This is a genomic window from Paenibacillus rhizolycopersici, from assembly GCF_014947195.2.
Lineage (GTDB): Bacteria > Bacillota > Bacilli > Paenibacillales > Paenibacillaceae > Fontibacillus > Fontibacillus rhizolycopersici.
In genome coordinates this window covers 250,848-277,804 of sequence record NZ_JADCNN020000001.1, presented here as the reverse complement: position 1 = coordinate 277,804, position 26,957 = coordinate 250,848, and the positions used below count along the sequence as shown (strand labels likewise).

Genomic DNA, 26,957 nt, shown 5'->3' with positions numbered 1-26,957 from the left:
CGTCCCCCTCCCCTTAGCTTCCCGTACTCTGGTACTTCGTGATGCCAAAACGCCAAAACCGCAGGCTGGCGAATAAGCAGATGGCCGCTATACCAGCCGTTGCCGCGAGCACCCACGGTCCCAAGTCGCCGCGCAACAGGTACAACGACGGCACGTAGTTGACGAATCCGACCGGAATGGCGAACAACAGCAGCGAAGACATCCATTTCGGATACAAGGTCAGCGGATATTGCGCCGCAGTGCGGGCCGCATCTTCCGTTATGTTCTGCAGCTCGACGATCCGGGTGGTCCAGAAGCCCAGCGTAGCAGTAGCCAGCCCGATCGAGAACAGGATGACCGCCCCCGTCAGGATGATGAACAACGTCGCGATCCCAGCGGTCCAACCGACTTGTCCACTACGCATCATCGCTCCGAGCGCCCAGCTCAGAATGAACCCGCCCTGCAGCAGCTCGGCGGGCATCAGCCGGAACTTCTGCGGCATTAACGCGAACAGTACCGGAATCGGCCGGGTAAGCAACTGGTCGAGCTCACCGCCGACGAGGTATTTTTCCAGATGGTGCACTTCGTCGGCAAACGTGCGGTAGATCGTCTTTGATAATGTCATCACCGCGAACAGGTACCCAATCTCGTACACCGACCACCCTCGGATCGCGCCGAACCGGTCCAACACGATCGCGACCATCAGAAATTCGGAGATTTGAACCAACGCAGCCAGCAAGGTGCCGACAACAAAGTTGAATTTGTATTGCATTCGGCTGCGGATGGTGGTGCGAACGAGCAGCCCGTAGAGTCTTAGCCAGGAGCGTAATTTTGCTGGGTTCATCCTCCTTGCACCTCCACCTTTCGCCGCATCAGCCGGGTAGCCAAGAGGCATAGCAACGTCATCAAGGCGCACCAAAATACCGTTCCCCATAACGCGAAGACGCTACCGTTTCCAAGATATAACGTTGTCGGTACATACAGCAAATAAGGGTACGGCGTAAGCCAAGCAAAGGATTCGAGCCAGCCGGGGAGCCATTCCAGCGGTATAAAGAAGCCGGCGAGCAAATTGACCAGCGCGTGATGCCCCCAATACAACCAGGACGACTCGGTGGTCCATAAAGCGCTGATCCCGATGAGATAATTGATGCAAATGGATAAGTAGGAGGCTCCAAGCAAGCCGGCGACGGTGAACAGTACGGCGATTCCATCGCCCGGAACCGGTAAGGAGAAGACGAAAAAATACAGGAGATAAATCGGGATGGATTTGTACACGAGCTGGTAGGCGATTTGCCCCCATTCCTTGGACATCATGTGGGTGAACAGGTGAATGGGCCGCATCAGATCCAGGGCAATTTGCCCGGTCCTGACGGATTTCGGAATACCAAGGCCGTTCGTGATGAAGCTGGTGACCCAGAGGGCGGACTGCGTAAAGGCGATGTAAGCGACCATGCCTTGCGTTCCGTAGGTTCCCAGCGAGTGGTCCCGGCCCAGCCCGATCCAGATGCACGCGTACATGAAGCCGAACATGGCGCTTGCGATATTATGCACCAGGTGGGCTCCGCGGTACTGCACATTGCGGGCGTAGGCTTTGGAAGCCAGGGTGAAATAAAGCCCAGGGTTAAACATTTGACACCTCCGATAAGCATGTTTAGAGCGAATAGAATCGCTCTCCCGGACGGATATCCCGTCCACTTCAGTCAAGGCGAATATAAGAAAGAAGGCCACTAGCATACCGCAATAATTCGAGTGTGGCAAGGAAATTTTTCCTGCCGGTATCATTCTCTCCTTGCCCACCACAATCCTGGATGCAAGATGACACCCAGCCAAGAACAGGCAACGAATATATGCGAAAATTCGAATAGAATGGAACGTTTCTGGCAATTTCAACGAAATGTAGATGAAATTTCATATACATTCTCGCCTCATCAGGTCTTAGGCACAGAATCTGTATGAAAAATCGAATAGAATGAATCATTTTTGCCGCCGTCCGCATTATGTATATGAAAAAACGAACACATTTCAACGCAAATAACCCCAGCCTATCCTCACAGTAGGCTGGGGTTATCCGTAAACAACAACGCTACGCTTCGCGGATCCGGTACAGCAGGCTGTCGAAGTCGCCGCGCAGCGGGAGCTCCAGCCCGATTTGCATCAGGCTCCGGCCGCTTCGGGTGCCGGGCAGCCCTTCGATCGCGTAGGATTTGTCCGGGATGAGCCCTTGCAGGCGCAAACGCGGCAGACGATCGCCAAGTCGTTGCGAATGCAGGAACGCCAGCAGCACGCTTTCCCCGCGACTTTCGTCCACGTACTGGACCGCGGTTACGCCCAGGTGACCCAGCGAATCCAGCCGATACTGGTCGCCGAACTGCACCAGCGGACGGATCGCTTTGTATTGCCGGACGAATCCGGCCGCCTCTTCGAGCTCCGCATCGCTCCAATGATTCAGGTTCGCGCCGATGCCCAGCGTCCCCATCATCGCGCTGTGGAACCGGTACGGCAGCGACAGAACGCGGCGGTTCATCCCGGTGGGCGACTCGGTCACCCAGCAGGTCATCATCTTCGGCGCGTACACATAGGAGAAGCCCTCCTGGATGCTCAGCCGATCAAACGCATCGGTGTTATCGCTCGGCCAGGCCTGGTCGGCATAACGGAAGATGCCAAGATCGATCCGCGAGCCCCCGCCGGCACAGGTCTCGAATTCCACGTGCGGGAAGCGGCGGCGCAGCTCGGCCCAGATCTCATACAGGCTCTGCACATGGCGAATCCAGATCTCCTTCTGGCGGTTCAGCGGATGGTCCTTCATCCCCGGCTCGGTCACCGTCCGGTTCATGTCCCATTTGATGAACTTGATCTGATGCTGACTAAGCAGGTCGGTCATGAACTCCAGGATATAGCTTTTCACCTCCGGCTTGGAGATGTTTAAGAGTAACTGATTGCGCAACTCCGTCCGGCCTCGAGTCGGAAAATGATACACCCAATCCGGGTGGCTCCGGTACAAGTCGCTGTCCGGATTCACCGCTTCGGGCTCCACCCAGATCCCGAACTCCATGCCAAGCTCGTGTACCCGTTCGATCAGTTCGCCAAGCCCGTTCGGGAACTTCTCCCGGTTGACGACCCAGTCGCCGAGTCCGGCGCGGTCGTGGTTACGCGCCCCGAACCAGCCGTCGTCAACGACGAACAGCTCAACACCCAGCTTGGCCGCGCGCTCCGCCAGGGCCATTTGGTCCTGCGCGTTCACATCGAAATACGTCGCTTCCCAAGAGTTGTACAGCACCTTGCGCGGCTCTCGGCTCGGCAACACATCATCGTGTTGATAGCGGTGCAACTGCCGGCTCATCCCGCCGAACCCGGCGGTGCTGTAACCACCGATGAATGCAGGTGCCTCGAACGATTCGCCGGGGCCAAGCTGCCACGTGCTGTCGAAGTCGTGGATGCCGCCGGTCACGCGAACGTGACCAAACGCGGTTTGTTCAGCGACGATCTTCCAGTTACCGCTCCACGCCAGTGCCCCAAACCAGACGTCGCCTCGTTCCTCCGTCGCCGTCCCATCCTCGACGGCAAACCATGGATTGGCATGGCCGTCGGTAAAGCCGCGCCGCGATTCCAGCACCTTTTTTCCCTCGGATAGGAAGGTACGACGCAGTTGAAATTCGCCTGCCCATTTGCCGGTCACATGCGTGAACCGGTAGTCCCGTAACACCGGCATCGTCCAGGCCGCCGACTGGATCGTCTCCAGCAGCACCGGCGCGTCTCCTAAATTCACGAAGCTAACAGTTCGTTCCAGCACGTCGTGCTCGGTAATCGCCGCGTAGCTCAAACGGACCTCCAACGGGTACACTTCGTCCCGAAACGTGAGGGTCAGCGTTTCTTTCCCGCTCTGCCGATCCACCAGATACCCGGTATATTGCGGACAGAAATCACGCACCCCGTCGGGCCAAGTCACTTTCAGCGACGGCTCGACATACCCGACGCCGCCCCAGAAGCTGTACTCCTCCGCTTCCCGTTCGATTTCCGCGTCGAAGGAGCTGTGCCCCCGCGTCCCGAGCAGCGGCAACGCCTCCGACGGATCAATAGGCGCTCCCCAGTACAAATGCTGGAGCCGCCCCTTCTCGTTTAAGCCAAACACATAGGAGCTGCCATTCGTTTGTAAGGCGAATAATCGGTTTAGTTCATCTACCCAAATAGCCATGTTCTGATCACCGTCCGCTGAGTTTAAGTATTTTGGCTTCCGCCGGCTCCAGGTCAACGACCAATTCGCCTATGGTTTCCTGCTCCGTGCCTTCCCACAAATCGACCACCTGATATCGCGTGTTCGGATCAAGCCCCGCCCGCGACAGAGATACGGTCTTCCGTGCTGCTATCGTCCCGTCAAAGTTAAACACCGCGATATACAGCGCTTCGCCGGGAGCATCCGACACGAACACATCGGCCGCCCGGTCGCCGAACCCCCACTCCAACGGCCGGAAAGTTCGTCCCATGCGCGCCACGTCCATCACCGCGCGGTTGCCGAGCCAGGCTCTGGCGCGCTCCGCCGCCCCTTCCTTGCGGAAGTCGTCGCCAAGCAGCAGTAACGTTCCGGCGAGGGTCGCCGCTGTCAACCGGCTCCGCCCTTCCTGGTAGCCTGTTGCTTCCTGGTTAAAGCTTTTGTACAGCACCGTGTGGTCCGGGTCGTTGAAACGATACAGGCAGTCGTTCATCCACCAGCCATAGGTCAGCGAATTCAGCAAATATTCGGTATCGCTGATTTGTCCGAACACGTCACAGGAAATGCGGCGGCTGTGAGCAAAGGCGTACGGAAAGAGCGGCGCGATCGACAGATTGATGAAGAACGACCGTCCCGCCGCCTCCGGCGACAGCTTCGCTGCCAAATAAGATAAGCCATGGCGGTATGCGGCGATTCCGGTTGTGATGGCCGGGTCATCATGCTTCCCTTCCAGCGCCCCATGCGCCATGAAGTCCAGCTTGATGTATTCGAAGCCTTCGCGGATCACCTTCTCCGTAAACCAGTCGATGCGCTGCAAAGCCCCGGGATGTGTCGGATCGATCGCCAGACCGCCGGCGATGTCCGCCACGATCTCCCCCTCCGCGTCGCGGAGCAGAATCTCGCCGTAGGTATACTCGCCATCCGTGCCCTCCACTTCGCGACCGAATTGCTCCGGTCCGCCCCAGAATGCAAACGGAGTCCAATACGTGCCCGGCTTGTGCCCGTTTGCCCGCACCCGGCGCAACGCGTCAGCCATTTCCTCCGCCGTCAGTCGGTCCCAGAACGCGTCGAAATTGATATAAAGCGTACCGTCGCTCTCAAATCCCAAAGTCTGTACCTCGCGTTTCAAAAAATCGCTCGTTGATACATACAACTCGTAATCCAACGTGCTCATCGCCGCCGACCAGCTGTTCCAGCCAAAAGGCACGCCGCCCTCCCATTTCAGCGGTGGTTCGACCGCCGCGTTGGCTCGGCCGTACGCCTCCAACCCCTCGCGGTAGTCGTCGTAATACCCCGCGAATACGAGCGGGGATGCGACCCGGGGGCCGTGAACATAACCGTGCGGCTGCGTATCGCGCGTCATCTCGCTTGTCGCCCCGGCATACAGCTCGAAGTCGTCCAGCTTGTCAGGTTGTTCGCTTCGAATTCGGATGCCGGTCTTCCACACGTCATGGGATACTGAACCGGTCACGAACCCCCGTCGGCTCTCCGGATAGAAGAGCGCTGACGCTTCGTAGCTTTCCGTCTCCCAAGGCAGCGCCTTGGCGATGTAGCGTACCCATTTATCGTTGTCGTAAGGGATGCGAAGGGCATGCAGCTGGTCCTCCCCGAACAGCCCGTTACCAGAGTCTTTTTCGATCTCCAGCTTAGCGGACTTCATCACCGCAATCCGGTTCAGCTTCATATCGTCCTCGCCGACCACAACGACCCGGATCAAAAAGAACGGCTGCTGCTCATAAAGATAAAAATGTTGTTCTACCTCCGGCAATCCGGGTTTTTCATGCCGAACCACAACCTGAACACCTTGGCCGAAACGATCGTTCAGCTCCTTCGGCTCCCCGTACGCCTGATGGCTCTCGTACATGCCGGTATGGTATTCCCGGCCCTGCCACCGGAACGCGCTATGGATCCCGCTCCAGCTACATGCGCCGCGGCAGCTAAACGCGAATTCGCCTCCGGCCAGATCAAAGGTTAATTGGGCAAGCCCGTTCTCCAAACGCAATTGCGTATCCGAATCCGCCGCAAAGCGGACTTTTGCCGAGATCGATCCATCCATGGTCATCCAACTTCACTCCTTCTCCGCTTATTCGCCCTCATTATAAGATCGAACTCCAGAGGGTTCTATAGAGCGATGTTCCGATCGATAGCGGGAAATGACTTTTTTGGGATCATCGGTAATTCCGGTATTCCTGAGGCGTGCAGCCGACCATCTTCTTAAACAAGTACGTAAAATACGCCGAGGTCTGGATGCCTACGCGATCGGCCACCTCGTAAACCTTGATGCTCGGGTCGCACAGCAGTTCTTTCGCTTGCCGGATTCGGGTTTCCTGAACATATTCCGAAATCGTCTTGCCCATTTCCTTCTTGAACAACACGCTCAAATAACTCGCGTTCAAATTGAACCGCTCGCCAAGCTGTTTAACCGTCCAGTTGTCCTGCACCCGTTCGTCGATAAACGCGGCTACCTTCCGGATCAAATGGCGCTGCTGGTTCATCCGTTCCTGCGCCTCCACCGTCATATACCGATCCACGCACTCCATCAGAAATTCAATGATTTGTTCCGCGCTGCTGCAATCCAGCATTTGGCGCCAAAGCACGATATTCATTTCCCGGTCTGCCTCGCCGCCCCGCTGAAGCGTCCGTATCAACTCGCTGAGGAAGCTCATGCCGATGGCCTGTACGTAGGAAAAAGAAGGCTGTCCCGACAGCACATCAATTACCCGGTTCATCGTTTCCCGGACGGCGGCAGCATCTCCCTCCTCCATTTGCCGAATGGCTTCCGGAATCCACTGCTCCCGTAGACGGTAATCATCGAACGCGCCGGCATCCGGCGTTTCTCCCCGCACGATTTGCCCATCCGCGATCAAGCGGGCCTGGGCCATACGGAACCTGATCTCCTTATAGCGTTCGGGGAGTTCCTTCCAGTGGCTTACCGTCGGACTGCAGCCTATCGTTACGGTCGAGTCATGCTGCTCCTGCAGTATAACCTGAACGAACCTCAGTTGCTTCTCGATCCGCGCTTTGTCCTCTGCCGACGGGTCCAGCTGTAGAGCGGCGATTTCATCGGGAGACGTTTGCGCCAGCCAAACTGAACCGAACCCAGACAAGGCCACGTCGACCGTCTGGCGGAACAAGGCCGACAGCACGACCCGCTCCTCGGCCCGTTGCTTCAACGACAAGAAATGGTCCAGGTTGAACACGAACAGGCGTAATTCACGAACCGCCGCTGGCAGCTCCATCAAGCCGTTCCAGGAAGCTTGCGTATCTTCCCCAGGGACAAGTCCGGCCAGCAGATCGCTGAGGACGCGTTCCTGGACCAGGCGCTGGCTGCCGGACACTTTTCGCTTCAAATCCTCAGTCTGCTCGGCCAGCCTGCGCATGTTCTCCAACGTTTCCCGCATCATCGTTAAACGGTTTGACACTTCTTCCAGCTTCAATGGCTTGAGCACGTACCCTTGCGCCCCGACATGGATGGCGTCCTGTACGAACTCGAATTCGTTGTATCCGCTGATCATCAGCACTTGAAGCCGGGGAAGCAGCTCTTTCGCCCGGGCAACCAGCTCGATGCCGTTCATGCCGGGCATGGCGACGTCGGAAATCAGGACGTCAAATGCCGTTTGGCGAATCGCGTCCAAGGCCTCCTCGCCCGATTCTCCCGTCTGCGGCTCCTCATACCCGAGCTCCCGCCACTGGATGTAGCGCACCAAACCCTGAATGTTCGATGGCTCGTCATCCACGATCAGTACCTTCAGCAATTCCATGTCTTCTCAGCCCCTTCTTCGGATGATGGGCGGCTCGGTACATGCCGGAAACCGGATCGTTGCCCGCGTCCAGTCTCCCGCCTCACTGTCCAGCTTCAATGCCGCTTCCTCGCCAAAATATAACGCCAATCGCTCCCGGATGTTCGCCGTCCCGAACCCGTTCCCGCTGCCAAGGTAAGTCCCTGCCTCCAACGCGGCCAGCACCTCCGGCGCGATTCCTTGGCCGTTATCGACCACCGACATGGCAACGCTGTCGCCGTTCCGCCATACGGCGATGCGAATTGCCCCATCCCCTCTTCGTGTTATGGCCCCATGTGCGTAACAGTTCTCTACGATCGGTTGAAGCAAGGTTTTTAGCGTATACAAGGAGAGTACCTGCTCCTCGATGTCCCATTCGAGCCGGACCCGCTCCGGATACCGCAGCTGCTGTACCTCCAGATACGCCTTCACATGCTCCAATTCCTCGCGAATCGGAATCACCGCGACCTGGTTGTTTAACGTCTGTCGGTAGAAGGTACTCAACGCGTCAATGATACGGACCTGCTCTTCGTCTTGCGCGTCCAGCGCACGCCAGCGGAGCAGACTCAAGGAATTGTAGATAAAATGCGGATTGATCTGCGCCTGCATCGCCTTAAAGGCTTGCTCCCTCTCCAGCAAACTCGAGGTTCGGATGTCTTCAACCAAACCTCCGAGCCGCTCCGACATGGAATTGAACATCAGCTCCAGATCGCCAAGTTCATCCTGTACCTTGTTACGGATCGTTACGTCGAATTCGCCGCGCGATAGATCGTACATCCGATGCCCCAGCCGTCGGATACGCCGGACGACGTTATTGATAATCGTCGTAATCAGGAACATGGAGAGCACCAGCAGGAGGATCGCCGTCCCGGCGATCAACGCCAACAGGGTGATGCTCCTGCCGTCCATATACTTCATCTGCGTTAAGGCGACGACATACCAACCGGAGGTGAGAGGTTCAAGCGTTACGAGCTGTTTAGTCCCGGTCAGGTCATAAACGGCGGCCGCGGCCGGATCTTCCTTGTCGATCTCTCCACTCCTCCTCCCCTCGATCCCATCGTCCCCCTCCGGCCAGCCCGACGCCAGAACGCGACGGCCAATCTTGTCCTGTTCGGTCGTGGCCAATATGCGTTTTTCGTCATCCACAATGTACAAACTTCCGTCCTCGGCAAAAGGGTGCTTCAGCAAATTGCCGAACACAACGTTATAGTCCAGCAAGATATACACCATGCCAAGCGGCTCCCCAGCGCTGTTTAAAATTTTGCTCGTCAACACGATCCGGCCGGGATGTTCCGGCGCCGTGCTCCAGAACAGGAGCGTAGAGGAAGCCATCGTCTTCTCGTACCAGTCCCATTCGTCCAGTCCGGACAGAAGCCGATGCTGCGGCCGCCACAAGAGCCGTCCGTCCTCCACCAAGGTATCGTTGGTATGATAAATGCGAAAATCTATGATCCCCGGCAAATACTTACTCGTCAGCATGAAATTGCGATCCAGATAATCGACGGTATCAATAATCTGTGTCATGTCCGCATATTCCCGCCCAAGCCGGGCGATCAGCTCACTATCGGTCGCCGTGCGAATCGCCAGCAGGTCGTAGCTTTTCTTGCTGTAATCAACGTTGATTGCGGTCTGCTTGATCGATTCGTCAACGGTCGCCACGTAATTTTCGTGAAAGCTGCGCACAACCACACCCATTGTGATGCCGCCGAGGATCAAGCTGGGCACCAGCAAAATCAGGCCGTACATGACGAAGATTTTCCTTCGGAGGTTCATCCCCCGGGTATAGCGGATTACGCGGTTCTCCAGCCATACTCTCACGCTTGCTGCTCCTTCCCCTTATATCAAGAGTGGACCTTTTACTTTGCCGCTGCTTACACGAATTCAGAGAAGTAACGACCTCTTTGGACCGGGCAGAGAAATAACTGCATGTAGGCAGTTATTCTTCAGAACCCTCATAACAGCAAAAACAGGGCTGCCCCCGATCCTTGTAAAGATCGGGGCAACCTTGTTTCCCAGCGGTCGACACCGCTGCATAACGCCTGGTGTTAGCCGTTTTGTTCCTCGGCCTTCAGCTGTTCCTGCCATTCGGTCTTCAGCTCGCTCCAGTGAGCACGTTTCTCCAACGCGGCCTGGAACTCGTTCCATGCCTCTTCGAAAGCGGCTTCGTCCTTGGCCATGATCAGCTTGGCTTTATATTCGGTTTTGACGGCATCCAGCTCCGGCAAATATTTCTCCCATAAGCCTCCCGCCTTCGCCTTGACCCGGTCATACGGCTCCGCGACGCGGATCGTGCCCATTTTGCCGATTTTCTCGGTGAAATCGATCGTCTTCAGACGGCCCTTTGGCTCGGTCAAATTGTAGTTCCACCACGGGTACCATTCGTTACTGTAGGAGGAAGTCATATATAGTTCTGGCGTGGTGCTGACCTTCTTCGCCTGATCTCCCGAGTCGTGCAGGGTCTGGTATTCTGCGTCCGTGTACTCCCACTTGCCCAGCGGACCGTCAACCCAGTCCCAGAACACGCCGGCCGGACCTTCGTTAACCACTTGCTGCTGCTCCGGTTTCGGCTGCAGGGTGTAATCGAAGAACTTGAGGATGGCGTCCAGGTTTTTCGTCTTTTTGCTAATGTAGACGTCATTTCCCGGGAACGGATTGATAATCTGGTTATACCCGAGCTGGCTTACGCCCTCGACCTGAGGATACGGAATCGTCTCATAATACCAGGCCGGCTCCGTCGGACCGTCGAGGACTTCCCACAGCTGGGCGTCCATATTAAAGAAACCGCCGGTATTCATCGCAATGCGCCCGGTTTTGTTTTTTTCCTTGTAGCGTTCCTTCTTGTCGGTCATCACTTCATGGTCCAAGAGACCTTCGCGGTACATCCGGTTCATCCATTGATAAGCCGCCTTGTACTGCGGGTCGTCGTAGATAAAGACGTACTCGCCGCCTTTCTTCTCCACAGGGATGACGCCGCCGGCCGCTGTCGTGGTCACGCCGAAGGTGCTCAGGATGACGTTCTCGTCGCTGGCCTCAGACAGGAAGCTAAGCGGGATCAGCTTGTTGCCGTTCGCATCCTTTTGCTCGGCAGCGAGCTTCAAATATTTCTCCACGCCGTCCAGCGTTTTTAGATCGTCCATCGTCATGCCGGTCTTCTCCAGGACATCAGTGCGAACGAACCAGCCACCGGAGGCCCACCCCGGCCATGGATCTTCCGGATGCTGGTCAAACCAGGTCGGAATCGACCAAATATGGCCCTCCTCATCCTTCATGGGCTCCAGATATTCCTTCGGAATCGAGGCAAGGCCTGGATATTTGTTCGGCATGTCGAAGTATTGCTCCAGAGGCAAGATCGTATTGGAGCGGATCATGGCGTTATCGACGATATCACCGCGGCCGAAGATCGCCGCATCCTCGAAGCCGCCCGTGTTCAGCTTCAGGTTAAGCGCCGTCATGGCATCGCCCTGCGTTGATTCCAACTGAAGATCGATGAACGGCTCATGCTCGCGCCAGTAATTTTGCACCATGCTGTTGTTGTTGATCATGGCGGTCCAGCCGAGCCATAGCTTAAAAGTCGAGGTGTCTTCGCTTGTTGCGGCATTCCCGCCTTCGGAGCTGTTGGTTTCTGCGCCGCCTCCGTTTCCCCCGCCGCCGGAACAAGCTGCCAAGGCAATCATGAACGCCGCAAGCGTGGCTGCCATCCATCTTCGAATCCAAGTTTTCCGTGAATTCAACATCGTTTCCCCCTTCATTTTTTGATTCAACGTGTGTGATTTCATCCAGTTGCTTGATTCTGCCGATCCCTGATGTTTATGAGGTAACATCACCCCTTGACGGAGCCGATGAGTACTCCCTTAACGAAATACTTCTGCAAAAACGGATAAACGCAAAGGATCGGAATCGCGCTGACCATCACGGTCGCCATCTTGATCGACATCAGCGTCACGTTGGACAGCTGGGTGCCGCGGGCAAGCGATTCGATGTTGTTGTTCGAGCCTAGCACCGTCGAGATATTTTGTGCCGACAATAGCTGCTGGAGGAAGGTTTGCACCGGAATCAGGTTTTGGTCCGTGACGAAAAACGCCCCTGCAAACCAGTCGTTCCAATGGCCGACGGCCGTAAACAAGGCGAGTGCGGCCAACATCGGCTTCGATAACGGCAAGATGACCGACAACAGCACGCGGATCGGATTAGCTCCGTCGATCTCCGCGGATTCCACAAGCGCGGCCGGAATACCCTGAATGAACTTCAGCATGACGAACATGTTCCAGGCCGAAAACGCCCCGGGGACGATATAGACCCAAAACGTGTTTAGCAAATGCATCTCGTTCAGTTGGATGTAAAACGGGATCAACCCGCCGCTGAATAACATCGTGATCAGCACATAGGTCAACAGGACGCCCCGAAGCGGCATTCGCTCGTAGGACAGTCCAAATGCGGCAAGCAGCGTCACTAACAGTCCGGCCAACGTACCGATAAGGGTTCGGGTGACCGTGATCAGGTAGGCATGCCGAATGACGACGTTGCCCAATACGATCTCGTAATTCGCCCAGGTGAACTGCCTAGGCCACAGATACACCCCGCCTTTGGCTGCGTCGCTGCCAACGTTGAGCGAAATCGACAGCATATACATGAAGGGGTAGATGACCGAAGCGCACAGGAGCAGCATCAGGAAGACGATGACGGCTTGGCTGATTTTTTCGCCCTTGGAAGTTTGCATCGTTTACCACAGCCCCTCTCCGTTAGCTTTTCTGGACAGCTGGTTCGTGCCGATCACCAGGATCAGGCTTAGCAAAGAGGATAACATCCCGACGGCGGTCGCCATCCCGAAATACCCCTGCTGCAAGCCGCTTCGCAAAATGTACGTATCCAGCACGTCCGCGACCGGCTGGTTGGCCGGATTCATCAGCGGGTAGATCTGATCCATCCCAACGGCGATCAAGCTTGGCATGCTGAGGATCAGCACGATCGAAATGGTGGGCATCATTCCCGGCAGCGTAATGTGCCGCATCTGCGCCCATTTCCCCGCTCCCTCCACCTTGGCCGCTTCATACAGCTGCGGATCGATGGTCGTAATGGCGGCCAAGTATAGAATCGTGTTCCATCCGACTTCTTTCCATAAACTGCTTGTGACGATCATCGGGCGGAACCACTGCGTCGATCCCAGGAAGAAGACCGGGTCGCCGCCCAGGTTCGCGATCAGCTGGTTCACCAGTCCGCCATCCAGCGTCAGGAAGGACTGCAAAATGTACGCAACGACGATCCAGGAGAAAAAATGCGGCAAATAGCTGACGGATTGGACGAACCGCTTGAAGCCGTTATGCCGCAGCTCGTTGATCAACAGCGCCAGCAGGATGGGCGCCGGAAACCCGAACACGAATTTCAGGACGGCGATGTACACCGTGTTCCGCACCACCAGCCAAAATTGATCGTCCTGCAGAAACGCAAAATTCTCTAGCCCCACCCAAGGGCTGTTCCATATCGTCGTGCCGATTTGAAACTCCTTAAACGCCACCTGGATGCCCGCCATCGGCACATAGCTGAACAGGAACAGTAAGACGACAGCGGGCAGAACCATAAGATACTGCCAGCGGTATTTTGCAAGTTTGGTAAGCACCGTATCACCTCTTGGGGTTCATTATAAGTCCACCATGTAAGCGGAACCATATAACAACGGTTGGATTTCTGTCGTTCTGATTGGAAGGTGGAGCGACTTAGTCATCATGTAGTTCCCCAAACCCAAAGGCACGATTTTTGTGGATAGACGAAGGCGCGTAAGGTGCAAATAGTGTGGAAGAAATGCGTTGTGATGCTTCGGTGTGAATGGTGCCATTGTGTGCGGTCGATGCGGGTAATACGAGCCAATGTTGCAATTCCTGCAACATTTTGGGCTCACCTGGAGCCCTAAGGCGTAAAATGTTGCATTTAGTGCAACATTTCATGGCAATTTGGGCCTTCTGCTCCAAAAATGCTGAACTTTATGCAGCATTTTAACTAGAACGCCCGTGGTCCCGATTAGAATGTTGCACAAACTGCAACATTTGCGCTTGTCGCAGGTTTGTGGCGGGGGGTGGCGGGGGTGGCAGGGGTGGAGGGGGTACGTAGGCACCCACTTCCCAAAAAAACGCGAGCCCGCGGAGGACCCCATCGTCCCCCGCAGCTCGCGTCACTCTGCCCTACCGCTCTATTCCCACAATTTCATGCGCTCTTCGTAGTTCTTGTTGTAGACTTCCTCCAGTTTCGGCAAGCCGGCGGCATCCACCTGCTTCATCATGGTATCGTACAAGGCGACCAACTCCTGCTCGCTTGGAGCTAGGGCCATCTTCAGGAAGAACTCGTTAATCGTTTCGTTGACCTTCGTCTCCATGATCGCTTCCGGCGTACCGCCGGCCGGGCCAAGGCTATCGTAAGGTGCCGTGTCGAACGACGTGTCCGCGAGGTTCTTGATCGCGAGGTCGGTCGTCGGATCAGTCGTGCCGCGGCCGATCAGATCATACGGCGTACCGTCGGAGCCCGGTCCGTTCTTGATCGTCCAGGTCCATTTGCGAATCCCGGTCGTGCGGGAAGCTTCCGCCCAATCCTTCTTGAAGGCGTCCAATACTTCCTGACGCGGCACATGCTTGCCGTCCTTCATGTCCCAATGCTCGCCTTCCACGCCCCACATCATCAAATATTGCCCTTCCTCGCTGGCAAGAAAATCAAGGAACTTGATCGTGCGTACCGGATCCTTGTTCGTTTTGCTGATGGTAATGCCGTCCCAACCGAGCGAACTCTTTGGCCCGTAAGACGTTTGGTCCGGTCCAACACCCGGCGCCAGCACTTTATATTGGTAGAACTGTCTCTCCTCCGCCTTAGCCGGGTCCGGGGCATCCGCCTTCAGCAAACCATTGGATGTCCCTACGTTCCAGCCCGCGTCGGCTGTGGCGAAGATATTCCCTGCCCCCAGCTTCTGCTCATATTGCTTCGTCTTCATCGTCACCCACTCTTTGTCGAGCAAACCTTGACGATACAGGGAATTCATATATTTCATCATGTCCAGGTACCGTGGATCGCGGATATCCTTCAGCAGCTTGCCGTCTTTCTCGTAAAACGGCATAATGCCAAACATCCCTTTGAACGTCCCGGTCACGCCGCTCATGTTCTCGCCGTTCAGCGTCATCGGGATGGTTTCCTTGCCGTCGATCGTCGGGTATTTCTCCTTAAACGCCTTCAGCAGGTTCTCGAACTCTTCAGCCGTAAACGGCTCGCCGTTGTTCACCTTATCTCCGACGCCCAGCTCCTTCATCAAATCCATCCGCATCAGGAAGCCGAACACCGGATACTGCTCCAGCCCGTACCAGTTGGCCAAATAGTAGTTCTTCCCGTCCATGCTGCGCGTCTTCTTCAGCGTATCTCCGTACATCTTCTTGATGTTCGGTCCGTACTTCTCGATCAAGTCATCCAACGGAATAACGGCTCCCGAGGAAATATACTTGTTCATGATGTCGCTGCCGCGGCTCATCAACACGATGTCCGGCAAGTCGTTACTCGCCAGCATCAGGTTCAGCTTCTCCGCCGGATTCCCGGTCGGCTGTTGGATCTCTACCGTCACGCCGGTTTTTTCTGTAATCGCTTTCGCTACCGGGTTTGTAAAAGGATCCCCCGTGTTCTGGTCAAACAACGTTAACGTGATCGGCGACTTATCATCCGCCGGTGCCTCCCCGTTCGTTCCTCCGTTCGCCGCGGGCGAATTCCCCCCGGCCGACGGGGCGTTCCCGGACCCGCAGCCTGCAAGCAGGGCGAGGATCATCATAGAGGATACCATGAATAGCAGCTTCTTCTTCATTCGCGTAAACCCCTCTCTTGTGCTTTTGCGCTTGGACCTCAAGCTCACCTCAATTGTAAAAAGCGCCATCCTGTTTATCCATAACGCAATGTTACTATTCATAGTGGAAAACGACTTTCATCGATTCGGCCGCTATTCAGCCTATGCGCGATCCATATTCAGCCCATGTTCAGCCGGGTTTCCAAGTCGGACGCGTTCGGATTCAGCGGCAGGCGGATCGTGACATTCGTCCCGATTCCGAGCCGGCTGAAGATTTCCACGCCATAGTGTTCTCCATAGGCCAGCTTGATTCGGTCGTCTACGTTTTTGATGCCATAGCCGGATTGATTGCTGGCTTTGCTGAACGCTTCCTCCAGCCGCTCGCGGGTCATCCCCTGCCCATCGTCGATCACCTGCAGCAGGAGATCGTCACCCTCCCCCTTCAGCTTAACGATGATGTGGATGCCGGCTTCGTTCCAAATCGCATGGTTGATGCAGTTCTCGATAAACGGCTGCAGGATCAGCTTGATGACCGTCCGGTTAAACAACGACTCGTCCAGATCATAATGCATGTGCAGCATCCCGCGGAACCGAATCTCCTGGATCGAAACGTAATTTTTGACCAGTTGGATTTCCTGTTCCAAGAGGACCACCCTTTTCCCTTTGTTCAGCGAGATCCGATAATACTTCGACAAATGGCTGACCATTTGGTAGACCTGCGTGCTGCCCTCCTTCAAGGCGAGCGAGGAAATCGAAGACAATGTGTTATACAGAAAATGCGGGTTAATCTGTGCCTGCAGCGTCGTCAACTCCGAATCCTTCACGGCGATTTCCTTGACGTACACCTCGTCGATCAGCTCCTGGATTCGGGTGGTCATCTTCTGAAAAGCGTACGACAGCTGCCCGATTTCATCGTTGCCCATCGGTTTGCGTTTGACCTGGAAATTCCCCCGCTCCACCTTGCGAATTTGCTGCAGCAGCACCTCGATCCGCTTCGTAATCACCTTGGCCGTAAAGAAAATCAGCAGCGCAGCCACCGCAATCACGGTTACGGAAATCCAGACAATCCGCTTCGTCGCCTTATTCGTATTGGCCAACAACTCGTCATAAGGAACGGTAATGACCGTCGTCCAACCATTACTTAGCTTCTTGTACGTAAAAAAGCGTTCCTGACCGTCGATCCGCGTGTCAAACTTTCCGCCGGACAGCGTCAGATCGGCTTGAATCGGATAGACGTCAAACAACTGTCGCCCCTTCATCGCGGTATCTCCGGAGCTGATGACACGTCCGTCGCTGTCGATGATGTAGACGCTCTTATTGACGTTTTCTTTTTCGATCAGGGAATAGATTTCCTTGTCGTCGATGTTAATCGTCAGGATGCCGTAAGGATGCATCAAGCTGAAGTAACTGAGTGAGCGAGCAAGCGTAACGTAGGACGCCCCTGTCTGCGGATCGTCGATATGAGTGTATACCGGGCTCCCCGCCGCATTCAGCGCTTGTTGCTTCACCGTGTCCGGCAGCTCCTCGGTGTATTTGATGTACTGCTTATCGGAATATAACGTCTTGTTATCGATGTAAATCGTGATGCCTTGAATATTGGCGTTGGAGATCAACATGGAAGACATCGTACGATTGATATACTGGAACGCATCCAGATAATAAAAAGCTTGTTCGTAATCATTGGACAAAAAATTCCGCAGCTGCGCGTCCATATAAAGAATATTCGTCAGTTGCTCATAGTACCCCAGCCGGTTTTCGAGATTCGTATTAATCTGATTCAGCGTGCCGCTTAACGAAGCATATGTCTGCTCGGTGATCGTGTCCCGCGTGGAGGTATAGGAATAATAAATGAGCACGGAGCACGGAATGAAGGATACGAGCAGGAAAATAATAAACAGCTTGTTGCGCAGCCGCAAATTGGCGAACCAATGCTGCCTGAACAAAGAGATCCGCCGCATGACGGGGCTTCTGCCGTCCGTCTCCCTATAGATTTTTTCGATATTCATTGGGCGTGACTCCTTGGTTTTTCAGGAATAAGGATATGAAATAGGACGTGCTCTCATAGCCGATTTTCTGGGCAATATCCTGCACTTTCAGCGACGGATCGGCTAACATCTCCTTGGATTTCTCCAAGCGGATCCGCGTCAGGTAATCATGGATCGTCATACCGGTTTTATCCCGGAAAATGGACCGCAAATAGTTCGGCGACAGATAAACCTGGCTGGATAAGCTTTGAATCGTGATCGGCTCGTGAAACGTCTGGTCGATGATCTGGCAAACTTGATGCACAAGCCTCGCGTTTTTGTCCGTGGATCGCTCCATCAGCAGCTCCAGATAATGCGCGGCTGCCCGCCGGATGGCTGCCTCAATCTCCTCCAGCGTCTGGCAATCGTAAATGGATTGGTAGAGGGTTGCGCGCTTGACCGGTTCAGCGTAGCCTTGCAGGCTGGGGCTGTGAAGCCGTTCCTCCAGGCGGGCCAGCAGATCAATCCCCCACTCGTACACAAGCGGCTTGTCGATCCGCAGCTGACGCACATTCGTGAGAAATTCGCCCAGAACTCCTTCTGCATCTTCGCCTCGGAGCTGCTGCAGCGCCTCCATCCACTCCTGCTCAGGGAAGGGGGGCAGCGTGTCATAGGGATACCCCGATTTGACATCCCCGGCATAAATGATCTGTCCCGGCCCAAGATAGAACCTTTCGTCCCGCAGGCTACGCGCCCGCTCATACAGCCGGGAGATGCCGGCAGGCCCGGTCTCTTCACTGTCAATGGCCAGCGTCACCGACAGCCCCAGCAATCCCCGAATCGTCTGTTGCAGGGTGCCCCACTGCTCATGCGAAACCCCCGGATGGCTTCCGGGTTCAGCCTCGATAAAGATCGCAAGCTCGCCTTCTTGAAGTGCGGCGACCACGGCGTCCTTGCGAACGGCGTGGAAATACTCCTCCGCCACCTCCGGCAGGCGGGAGATTGCCGCTTCCCCCGTGCCAGACGTCTCCCCGCCGGTGAAGCGGTCTACGCTGCAGAGCGCCAGCGTGTAGGTACCGGCGACTTCCCGCCGTTCCAGCTTGCCGAGCGCGGCGGCGAGCTGCAACCGCCGTACGGCGTCTTTTTCATGGAGCAGTTCCTTCAACAGTTTAGCTTTGGTCATCTGGATCGATTTATATTTTAAACGCACTTCTTCACACTTCTGCTTCACTCGCCCCATCACCCCGGTGATCTCCTCCAGGTCCAGCGGCTTAAGCAAATAGCCAACCGCGCCGACGTGCAATGCGGATTTGACATAATTGAACTCGTCATGACCGGTCAAAAAAACGATCTGCATCCAGTCGTAGTATTCGCTGACCCACTTTGCCAGCTCCAGGCCGTCCATCAGCGGCATCTGTACGTCCGTCAGCACGATGTCGGGTTGAATGGCATGGATTTTCTCCTGAGCGTCCTTCCCGTTGATGCCGACACCGGCCACGTAAATCCCCATATCCTCCCAACGGATGAAGTCCCGCATCATCTCCAATTCCAATTCCTCGTCGTCCACCAGAAAAATGCTGTACATGTCCGCAAGCCCCCTTCTTATGCAGCCTTTCCGAATCTAATAACCGTAAGGTTAGGCAGTTCCTTGAACTGCCTCCTCTTTGATTATAGCGCTTACATGCAGGCGAACTGAATCCTCCTTTCGCATGAAAGTTATTTTCAAGCATGATTCGATACATTGCTTTATCGACATTGAATTTTCGGGGGTCTTATAATTTTTTTAAGCCGTAAAGCTGAATGCCACGACTAAGAAACCAATGCGAGGTGCCGCTATGCAAACCGACTTGAATCTACGCGAAGGTACGGAACTGAAAATTCCGCGCCGCAAATTATGGCCCGTCTTTAAACAGCAAAAATATCTGTTCCTCTTGATGCTGCCGGCGCTCATCTGGGCGATCCTGTTCGCCTATACTCCCATGGCCGGATTGTATATGTCGTTCGTCAACTACCAGCCCACGCTCGGCCGATTCTGGTACAGCCTGTTCCACAGCGAATTCGTTGGGCTGCAGTGGTTCCGTTACTTTTTCAATAACGGCGATTTCCTGATCATCCTGCGCAACACTTTGGCTTCGACGTTGATCACTCTTCTGTTCTCGTTTCCGATGCCGATCCTGATCGCGCTGGCGATTAACGAAATCAAAAACGTCCAATTCAAAAAAATCGTACAGACGTCATCGTATTTGCCGTATTTCATCTCCTGGGTCATCGCGGCCAACATTATCGTGACGTTGCTGTCCTCGGACGGGGCGGTGAACGCGCTATTGAAGTTTTTTCACATCACGAATGAGAGCATCTTGTTCCTGCAGAACGGCAAGTATTTCTGGTGGATCGTCGCGCTGGGCAACACGTGGAAGGATATGGGCTACAGCTCGATTATGTATTTGGCAGCCATCTCTTCAATCAACCCGGAATTGTACGAGGCGGCCAAGGTGGATGGGGCTAACCGGTTTAAGCAGATTCGTTTTATCACGCTCCCGCATCTGAAGCCCACGATCGTCATTCTGCTGATTCTAGCTATGGGCGGCATTCTGAACGCCGGGTTCGACCAGCACTTCCTGCTGGGGAACGATCTGACGAAGGACTACTCGGACGTGCTATCGACCTACTCGTTCCGCTACGGGATCCAGAACGGCATGTTCTCGTACGCTGCCGCCGTGGGCATGTTCAGCTCGGTTGTCGCCTTTATCATCGTGGTGATCGTCAACAAGATTGCGAAAAAAATCAACGGCCAGTCCTTGTTCTAAACCTGGCATGGAGGAAACGGCATGAAAAACCAAAAAACGATTACCGAGCATCTGTTTGACACTGCTCTATACCTGTTCCTGTCGGGCATCTTTCTCGTCACGTTCTATCCGTTCTGGAACATTCTCATCATCTCGCTGAACGACGCCACGGACTCGCTGCGAGGTAACCTGTATTTCTGGCCGCGGGAGTTTACGTTCGCCAGCTACGTCACGATTTTCCGAAACCCGGAAATCTGGAGCGCACTGCAGGTGACGGCACTGCGGACGGTGATCGGGACCGCGGTGTCGATCATCTGTATCTCCATGCTGGCCTACACCTTAAGCAAACGTTATTTGCTCGGCTGGAAGTATTTCTCGTTTTTCTTCGTATTTACGATGTATTTCGGCGGCGGCCTGATTCCGACGTATATGGTCATCAAGGCGCTGGGGTTAATCGATTCGTTCTGGGTGTTTATCTTCCCGGGCTTGATCGGCGTGTTCCTGATGATTCTCGTGCGGACCTTCATCGAGCAGCTCCCCGGCGAAATTGAGGAATCGGCCAAAATCGACGGCGCGAACGACCTGCAGATCTTCGTCCGCATCGTTCTCCCGCTGTGCGTGCCCGTGCTGGCGACGATCGGCTTGTTCCTGGCCATCGGCCATTGGAATTCCTGGTACGATTCCTACATCTATACGTATAAACCGGAACTTAAGACGCTGCAGGCCGTCCTGGTTAAAATCCTGAACCAATTCCAGACCGGCGCGATGATGACCGATGCCCAGCAGATGGCGCAAAACGCTAAACGCATCCCGGTATCCAGCGAAAGCATCCGGATGGCGGTCACGATGGTCGCGACCCTTCCAATCATCATGGTGTACCCGTTCGTGCAAAAGTACTTCGTCAAAGGAATCATGATGGGTGCGATTAAAAGTTAATGTGTGGGAATGAAGAAACCCGTCGCGGCGAATGCCGGACGGGTTATTTGTTGTGGGGGGAAACTGCGTGCATGTGTGCATGCGCGCTTACGTGCGTATGCTTGCTTGCTGGTAACTCGCGAGTGTGAGCGGGCGGACGTTCCTCCACCCGTCGCCGAAGGGGCAAAATGTTGCATTTTGTGCATCATTTTGCGCTCGCTGGGCGGGTTGAGGGGGAAATGTTGCATTTTATGAAACATTTCTGGCCCCAGTCGCCGTGATGCGGTGGGAATGTTGCAGTTTTGGCAACATTTCAGCCGTTTCGGCGGTTATGCCCGCGAAAATGTTGCACTTTTCACAACATTTCGCCTCGGTCGGACAGCCGCTGCACGTATCTAGCAGCCAAGCACCACCCGCCTAGTTCACCTGGCTAGTTAACTAAGGCCAGCTTCGTCCTGCTCAGGCCTGATTCGCCTGCTTTGGCCAAGCTCAGGCCAAATTTAAGCTTAGCCCAGCGCTTTTTCCCGCTGAATCAGCTCCAGCAAAGCGCCGCAGCCCTGCTGCACCAGGCCGTAGACCTCTTCGAAATTCCCTGTGTAATACGGATCGGGAACCTCCTTCAACTGCGATTCCGACACGAGGTCCAGCAGCTTGACGATTCTCGCATCCGCCTGCCGAGCCAGCGCCTTCAAATCGCGTTCATTTTGGTTATCCATCGCGATGATATAATCGAATTTGTCAAAATCATCCTGTGCCACCTGTCGCGCTTGCAATCCCTCATAGGAAATGCCGTACTGGTCCAAAATGCGGCGCGTACCGTGATGCGGCGGATTTCCCGTATGCCAATTGCCGGTTCCCGCCGAATCGATCACAAACTGTTCGCTTAATCCCGCTTCGGTAATCCGATGCCGAAAGACGGCTTCCGCCATGGGCGAACGGCAAATGTTCCCCAGGCATACAAACAAAACTCCCACTTTGCGTTTGTCGTTATCCATGGTTCTCCCTCTTCCTTCCTATAAGCTATCTACACTCTCTTAGCAGATCGTACTATAGGCGGTCCAAAAAGTCATCTTTGGTCCACGGTAAGCCGGAGAACAACCGCAGCTTCAGGCTTTGCGCGCCACCGGAATCCAGATTTCGCTTCGGTAGTTAGGCAGGGACGTGTCCGGACTCTCGTTCCACAAAAGTTCAGGGCCTTCGGCCAATTCGTAATGAGCGGACGGGAACCACTCCGAATAAATCCGTCCCCATACGTTCTGCAGTGTCTCCGGGAACGGGCCGACCGCGGTAAACACTGCCCACGTCGAAGCCGCTACCTCTAACGAAGCGTAGCCTTCTGGGCAAGCGTGTGTTGTAGCCACGCCGAGGTAATGGTCCAGCTCCCCTTGCTCCTCCATGCGCCCCTCCGAGAAGTTGGCCGACGCACTGATCATCCCGGCGGGTTCGAGGTTGGACAACCCCTTCAGCCTAGCAATCCTCTCCGGGGTTAAGCTTTGCGCCATTTCCGCAATATGCGGGTTAACCCCCTGAAATTGGATCGGCACCCGTTTGTGCAGGCCGACGATCCGAAAAGCTTCCTTTTCCACGATCCGATAATTCATTTCGTTTCCTCCTTGTATGGTGAGTTGGAAGGTCATCCGAGGATAGGCTTTGAGCGGTGCTCCCGGATCTCTTGCTTCCGACGGCGTGATTCCATGCAGGCCTTGGAATGCCCGGGTAAAGGCATCGGCGGAACCGTAACCGTATTGGATCGCAACGTCGATGACCCGCACCGGTCCCTGCTGCAGCTCGAAGGCAGCCAGCGTCAGCCGCCGACGGCGGATATATTCCGACAGCGGGATCCCGGCCAGGAACGAAAACATCCGCTTGAAATGGTATTCCGAGCAAACGGCGATCCGGGCGACTTCCTCATAATCGATTTCGTCCGTCAAATTCCGCTCGATGTAGTTCAAAGCCTCGTTCATATTTTTCAGCACATCCATCGTTTGCACCTCCTCTGGTTCCCAGCATAACAAGAGTACTTCGGCCCCATCCGACTTTCCGCGCACCGGTTTTGCGGGGAGTCCAGACCAGGCTGGCGAAATGAGTTTGGTATCAGTATAACGAATCGGAGGGAACGCCGAAAGTTTCAGCCAATCGCTCGCACGAATCCGAACAAAACAAACAAAGGGAAGGCCACCGGCCTTCCCTCCAATGCTACGGATATAGCCATCCTTATGGCGTTTCCGTCAAACTTTCCTCCGTCGTCCTCATCCCCTCGTCCGCCCAATCCGCGGACGTATACAACGTGAAGATCAGATCCCGATTCGCTTCCGCGAACCAGGTTAACCCGCCGTCCGTGGACAACTTCGCTTCCCCGCCCGCATAAGGGTCGGCGTCGCTGTAAGCAAACCCATAGTTGTTGTCCGTACTTGGCGTATAGTCCGAGCCGGGCGACTTCAGAATGAGACCATACGTTTTGCTCGTATCCAGTCCTTTGAGCTGTGGGTAAATCGAATATGGCGAGATCGAACCCGGAATGTTGTAAGCCGGAAGCGAAGCCGTAAACAGCTTCTCTACCGGTTGGCCCTGATCGTCCAGCGCGACCAGCTCGAAGTAATAAGCGTCCTTCGGTACCTCATTCCGATAACTCTCATAAATGTAGACATCCAGCTTAGGCAAATCCACATGCTCTAAAGTGAAGGTCTGCATCCGCTGAATTCCCGCCCGCACGTCGGAGTAATTAGCGTATCCCAGATCGCTGTCATCCTGGTCGATGCGGCTGCCTCCCTCTCCGGGCGCGTAATAAGCTTCCAACTCATAGATCGAAGGCACGCCATAGTTCGTATTCAGATAGAGTCTCAGCTTGGTTGTCGTAATCTCCGGAAACTTCAACGTCCGGTTGTCGCCTAGCGTAAATCCTTTCGTGATGTTCCGATATGCCGAGCCGTCCCAATATTGCAGCGTATAATTGGCCGTTTTGAAATACGGATCGCGGAACTCCTTCACGACAACCTGGTTCATCTTCGTTTCCATGCCAAAATCGATTTCCGCCCATTGATCGTTCTGTTGTCCGTCAGCCGCATTCCAGCGCGTCGTAGGATCGCCGTCCGTCAACCTATCCGCCTCGTAGCCGGGATCGCCCCAAGTTGAGGAGACGTTGACAGGCTTCCCTAACGCCAGATTCATCGGTAACGGATCGGCAGGTGCCGGTTTTCCTGAACCCACGATTTGAATGATCGCTGAGCCTTTCGCTTCCAGTGGATACGTTAACGTTCCCTGCGCCGTGCCAAGCGATCGCCCGCTGTAGAGCTCGGTCAGCCGGTATTTTTTGTTTGGTTTGAGGCCCAGATCGGCCAATTCGACCTGGATGTCCTGGGCCTGGTTCGTCCAGTTGGACAACCCAACCACGCGGTTGTCTTTCCCCTCCGTCAGCACGGTGACGGCAGGAGAATGCGCCTCGTGATGGTAAAAGTCTGTCATCTGCAGTGGTTTCGCCGCCTGCCCTTTTTTCAACAGATCAAGCAGCTCCTCATTGTGCAGCCAAGCCAACCGGTCCTCGTCGATGAAAGGCAAGTTATCGCCGATCAGGTAATGGCCCCCACCCAACGTCACCGCGGTATTTAACAACTTGGCATCCTGCTGACTGAACTTGTACCAGAACCCTTGGATCACGTATTGCGGAATGATCATGTCCGGGTCGTTGTATTCGTAGATCGTACCGTTCGTCCACCACGAAGCGGCGGTATTAAACGCCTGCCGCTCGATGCCGGAGTAGCTGGCTACGCCAAGCGACGTGTCGCAGGCCGCCCGCCGACCATGGGCAAACGCGGCCGGCAGCAGCGGCGCGATCGACTCGTTGATGTAAATCGGGCGGTCCGCCGCCAACACCGCATCGCGGATGATGCCCATCCCGATCCGGTAGTTCTGCATTCCATTCACCGAAGGATCGTAATGCTGGCCTTCGTACATGCCCATATCGATAAAATCCAGCTTAATGTAATCGTAGCCCCAGCGGATGTAATCGTCGATGTTCCGCTTCACGATTTGCTGTGCCACCGGATGGCTGAGGTCCAGCGCATATGTGTTCAGATAGGTTTTGATCAGGTTCCCCTGCTCGTCCTTCAGACAAATGTCGCGATGAGTCAAGCCCGTGCCTTCGATCGGCAAATCGAGCCATTCCTCATAAATCGTAAACGGCGTCGAATATCCGCCCGCCTTGAGCCCTTTGGCATGCACGTAGTCGATGAACTTGGTGATCGATTGTTCAAAGGGCAGTCCGCTTTCCGCTTGAAAACCGCCATCCAGATTGAAATAGTCATACCCCTGCGGCTTCAAATGCTCCGCTACGTAATCGACCATTGCGTACATGGCCTCCGCAGTAGCATAGCGATCATGCGAGTAGAAGGTGTTATAACCCATCGGCACGTCGCCGTCCCACTTCATATGAGGCTCCCCCTGGTTATAGACGGTGCCGTATTCCTCCAAGCCATGCTGGTAATCGTCATAATACCCGAGGAAAAACAGATCGGAGGACACCGTTGTTCCGCTATGACTTCCCCCCCAGTTGTACAGGGAAAATTCGGTCAACGGACCGTTTAGAATTTCCGCTTCGCCGAGCTTTTGGCTGCTTTTCCAATTCTGGACGGTGGCCGCACCGCCAACAAAGCCATGTTTATTCTCGTTATCAAATACCGCCGCGACCCAATGGCTGATCCCGTTGAAGTCGTCCCACGTCAGCTGCTCGCCGGCGAAGCGGTCGGCTCCGTTTTGGCTTTTGCCGAAATCGTCGACCGGCGCGACCCCGAAATCGAAATTGTTCGAATATGGCGCCGTAAAGATCTTCTTCGCATCGCCCGCCCCGATCTCGATCCGCTGTGCGTCCATGGGCGTCAGCTCCTCCACGGTCAGCCCGTCCGCCCGCTGCACCTGCATGTCAGTGAGCACGAATGAAACCTTAGGGTACAAGTAAAAGTTCAAATCGATTTGCTCGCCGGTTTCCAACTGGCTGTGAATCGTCAGCTTACGCCCGTTTTTGCCATAGGCGTCCGGCTTCAGCTTAGTCCACTCGGCCGAACTTTCCACGGCATCCCGGGTTGAGCGGGTTTCGCCGCCCTTCTCCCGGAAGCTCGCCTCGAACTGCGGCACGACCGGCAGTCCGTCCCACGACAAGCTGCCGGTCCCTTGCACCAAATCGAAAACCAACGAATGCCTTCCGTTCGACGCCTGAACGAGGTTGCCGTTTCGGGCATAAGCCCCGGCTTCTTCCTCCGCCTGTACAGCCTGCGCGGATCCCAAAGGTCCGGAGAAAGCGAGTGTACCGGCTAACCAAAGAATGCATGCGAGCGTCGTCTTCCCTGTCCGTAAACGTCTTCTCACCTTTACGCCTCCCTCAATCTTGAATGGGTGGAACCTCGGTTTACGATGCCAGAACTGGATGTATTTTCTATCCTCATTCTAAAAACGGCCCTGTCCCACAGCTATACCGCAATGTAATGATTCATGCAGGAAAACGCCTTACATCCAAATTTGGCACAAAAAAGCCCG

General features: G+C 55.1%; 17 protein-coding genes. 2 read left to right on the top strand and 15 right to left on the bottom strand.

Annotated features, from left to right (window positions below; genetic code table 11):
• Nucleotides 1-13: 13 nt before the first annotated feature.
• The 12 genes from IM700_RS01180 to IM700_RS01125 all read right to left on the bottom strand — a co-directional run bounded on the left by IM700_RS01180 (nucleotide 14) and on the right by IM700_RS01125 (nucleotide 19,315).
• Entirely contained in the window at nucleotides 14-823 is an 810-nt protein-coding gene (locus IM700_RS01180) for an ABC transporter permease (protein ID WP_193415609.1), read from the bottom strand.
• Entirely contained in the window at nucleotides 820-1,608 is a 789-nt protein-coding gene (locus tag IM700_RS01175) for an ABC transporter permease (protein WP_193415610.1), read from the bottom strand. The genes IM700_RS01180 and IM700_RS01175 overlap by 4 nt, the downstream gene beginning before the upstream one ends.
• Before the next feature lie 454 nt (nucleotides 1,609-2,062).
• Nucleotides 2,063-4,171, bottom strand: coding sequence for an alpha-galactosidase (locus tag IM700_RS01170; RefSeq protein ID WP_193415611.1), 2,109 nt, complete (start codon nucleotides 4,169-4,171; stop codon nucleotides 2,063-2,065).
• Between the two features lie 7 nt (nucleotides 4,172-4,178).
• Nucleotides 4,179-6,248, bottom strand: coding sequence for an alpha-galactosidase (locus IM700_RS01165; RefSeq protein WP_193415612.1), 2,070 nt, complete (start codon nucleotides 6,246-6,248; stop codon nucleotides 4,179-4,181).
• A gap of 106 nt (nucleotides 6,249-6,354) precedes the next feature.
• Nucleotides 6,355-7,947 carry a response regulator gene (locus IM700_RS01160; RefSeq protein ID WP_193415613.1) on the bottom strand — a complete coding sequence of 531 codons (1,593 nt, stop codon included), beginning with the start codon at nucleotides 7,945-7,947 and terminating at the stop codon, nucleotides 6,355-6,357.
• Between the two features lie 6 nt (nucleotides 7,948-7,953).
• A complete protein-coding gene (locus IM700_RS01155; RefSeq protein ID WP_336244863.1) occupies nucleotides 7,954-9,783 on the bottom strand; it encodes a cache domain-containing sensor histidine kinase in 1,830 nt (609 codons plus the stop codon).
• A 227-nt stretch (nucleotides 9,784-10,010) separates the two neighbouring features.
• Nucleotides 10,011-11,696, bottom strand: a complete 1,686-nt coding sequence (locus tag IM700_RS01150) for a type 2 periplasmic-binding domain-containing protein (protein WP_239483477.1) — start codon at nucleotides 11,694-11,696, stop codon at nucleotides 10,011-10,013.
• Between the two features lie 89 nt (nucleotides 11,697-11,785).
• Nucleotides 11,786-12,682 carry a carbohydrate ABC transporter permease gene (locus IM700_RS01145; protein WP_193415615.1) on the bottom strand — a complete coding sequence of 299 codons (897 nt, stop codon included), beginning with the start codon at nucleotides 12,680-12,682 and terminating at the stop codon, nucleotides 11,786-11,788.
• Between the two features lie 3 nt (nucleotides 12,683-12,685).
• Complete coding sequence (locus IM700_RS01140) at nucleotides 12,686-13,579, bottom strand: ABC transporter permease (protein WP_244868528.1); 894 nt, start codon at nucleotides 13,577-13,579, stop codon at nucleotides 12,686-12,688.
• A gap of 567 nt (nucleotides 13,580-14,146) precedes the next feature.
• Complete coding sequence (locus IM700_RS01135; RefSeq protein WP_193415865.1) at nucleotides 14,147-15,754, bottom strand: ABC transporter substrate-binding protein; 1,608 nt, start codon at nucleotides 15,752-15,754, stop codon at nucleotides 14,147-14,149.
• A 191-nt stretch (nucleotides 15,755-15,945) separates the two neighbouring features.
• A complete protein-coding gene (locus tag IM700_RS01130; protein ID WP_155606358.1) occupies nucleotides 15,946-17,772 on the bottom strand; it encodes a sensor histidine kinase in 1,827 nt (608 codons plus the stop codon).
• The gene (locus tag IM700_RS01125; RefSeq protein ID WP_193415616.1) at nucleotides 17,750-19,315 is read right to left on the bottom strand and encodes a response regulator; all 1,566 of its coding nucleotides are present in this window, start codon (nucleotides 19,313-19,315) and stop codon (nucleotides 17,750-17,752) included. The genes IM700_RS01130 and IM700_RS01125 overlap by 23 nt, the downstream gene beginning before the upstream one ends.
• Before the next feature lie 250 nt (nucleotides 19,316-19,565).
• Between IM700_RS01125 and IM700_RS01120 the strand changes: the two genes are divergently transcribed.
• On the top strand, nucleotides 19,566-20,537 hold the full coding sequence (locus IM700_RS01120) for an ABC transporter permease (protein WP_155606356.1): 972 nt from the start codon (nucleotides 19,566-19,568) through the stop codon (nucleotides 20,535-20,537).
• A 21-nt stretch (nucleotides 20,538-20,558) separates the two neighbouring features.
• The gene (locus IM700_RS01115) at nucleotides 20,559-21,452 is read left to right on the top strand and encodes a carbohydrate ABC transporter permease (RefSeq protein ID WP_193415617.1); all 894 of its coding nucleotides are present in this window, start codon (nucleotides 20,559-20,561) and stop codon (nucleotides 21,450-21,452) included.
• A gap of 485 nt (nucleotides 21,453-21,937) precedes the next feature.
• Here the strand turns inward: IM700_RS01115 and IM700_RS01110 are convergent, their stop codons facing one another.
• The 3 genes from IM700_RS01110 to IM700_RS23415 form a co-directional block, all read right to left on the bottom strand.
• A complete protein-coding gene (locus IM700_RS01110) occupies nucleotides 21,938-22,426 on the bottom strand; it encodes a low molecular weight protein-tyrosine-phosphatase (RefSeq protein WP_193415618.1) in 489 nt (162 codons plus the stop codon).
• Between the two features lie 111 nt (nucleotides 22,427-22,537).
• Entirely contained in the window at nucleotides 22,538-23,413 is an 876-nt protein-coding gene (locus IM700_RS01105; protein WP_193415619.1) for an AraC family transcriptional regulator, read from the bottom strand.
• 232 nt (nucleotides 23,414-23,645) lie between these two features.
• A complete protein-coding gene (locus IM700_RS23415) occupies nucleotides 23,646-26,789 on the bottom strand; it encodes a discoidin domain-containing protein (RefSeq protein WP_193415620.1) in 3,144 nt (1,047 codons plus the stop codon).
• Nucleotides 26,790-26,957 lie beyond the last annotated feature (168 nt).

Coding starts and splice junctions, on each gene's coding strand:
- IM700_RS01180 (WP_193415609.1), bottom strand. CDS start 823: ATGAACCCAGCAAAATTACGCTCCTGGCTAAGACTCTACGGGCTGCTC.
- IM700_RS01175 (WP_193415610.1), bottom strand. CDS start 1,608: ATGTTTAACCCTGGGCTTTATTTCACCCTGGCTTCCAAAGCCTACGCC.
- IM700_RS01170 (WP_193415611.1), bottom strand. CDS start 4,171: ATGGCTATTTGGGTAGATGAACTAAACCGATTATTCGCCTTACAAACG.
- IM700_RS01165 (WP_193415612.1), bottom strand. CDS start 6,248: ATGACCATGGATGGATCGATCTCGGCAAAAGTCCGCTTTGCGGCGGAT.
- IM700_RS01160 (WP_193415613.1), bottom strand. CDS start 7,947: ATGGAATTGCTGAAGGTACTGATCGTGGATGACGAGCCATCGAACATT.
- IM700_RS01145 (WP_193415615.1), bottom strand. CDS start 12,682: ATGCAAACTTCCAAGGGCGAAAAAATCAGCCAAGCCGTCATCGTCTTC.
- IM700_RS01135 (WP_193415865.1), bottom strand. CDS start 15,754: ATGATGATCCTCGCCCTGCTTGCAGGCTGCGGGTCCGGGAACGCCCCG.
- IM700_RS01130 (WP_155606358.1), bottom strand. CDS start 17,772: ATGAATATCGAAAAAATCTATAGGGAGACGGACGGCAGAAGCCCCGTC.
- IM700_RS01125 (WP_193415616.1), bottom strand. CDS start 19,315: ATGTACAGCATTTTTCTGGTGGACGACGAGGAATTGGAATTGGAGATG.
- IM700_RS01120 (WP_155606356.1), top strand. CDS start 19,566: ATGCAAACCGACTTGAATCTACGCGAAGGTACGGAACTGAAAATTCCG.
- IM700_RS01115 (WP_193415617.1), top strand. CDS start 20,559: ATGAAAAACCAAAAAACGATTACCGAGCATCTGTTTGACACTGCTCTA.
- IM700_RS01110 (WP_193415618.1), bottom strand. CDS start 22,426: ATGGATAACGACAAACGCAAAGTGGGAGTTTTGTTTGTATGCCTGGGG.
- IM700_RS01105 (WP_193415619.1), bottom strand. CDS start 23,413: ATGGATGTGCTGAAAAATATGAACGAGGCTTTGAACTACATCGAGCGG.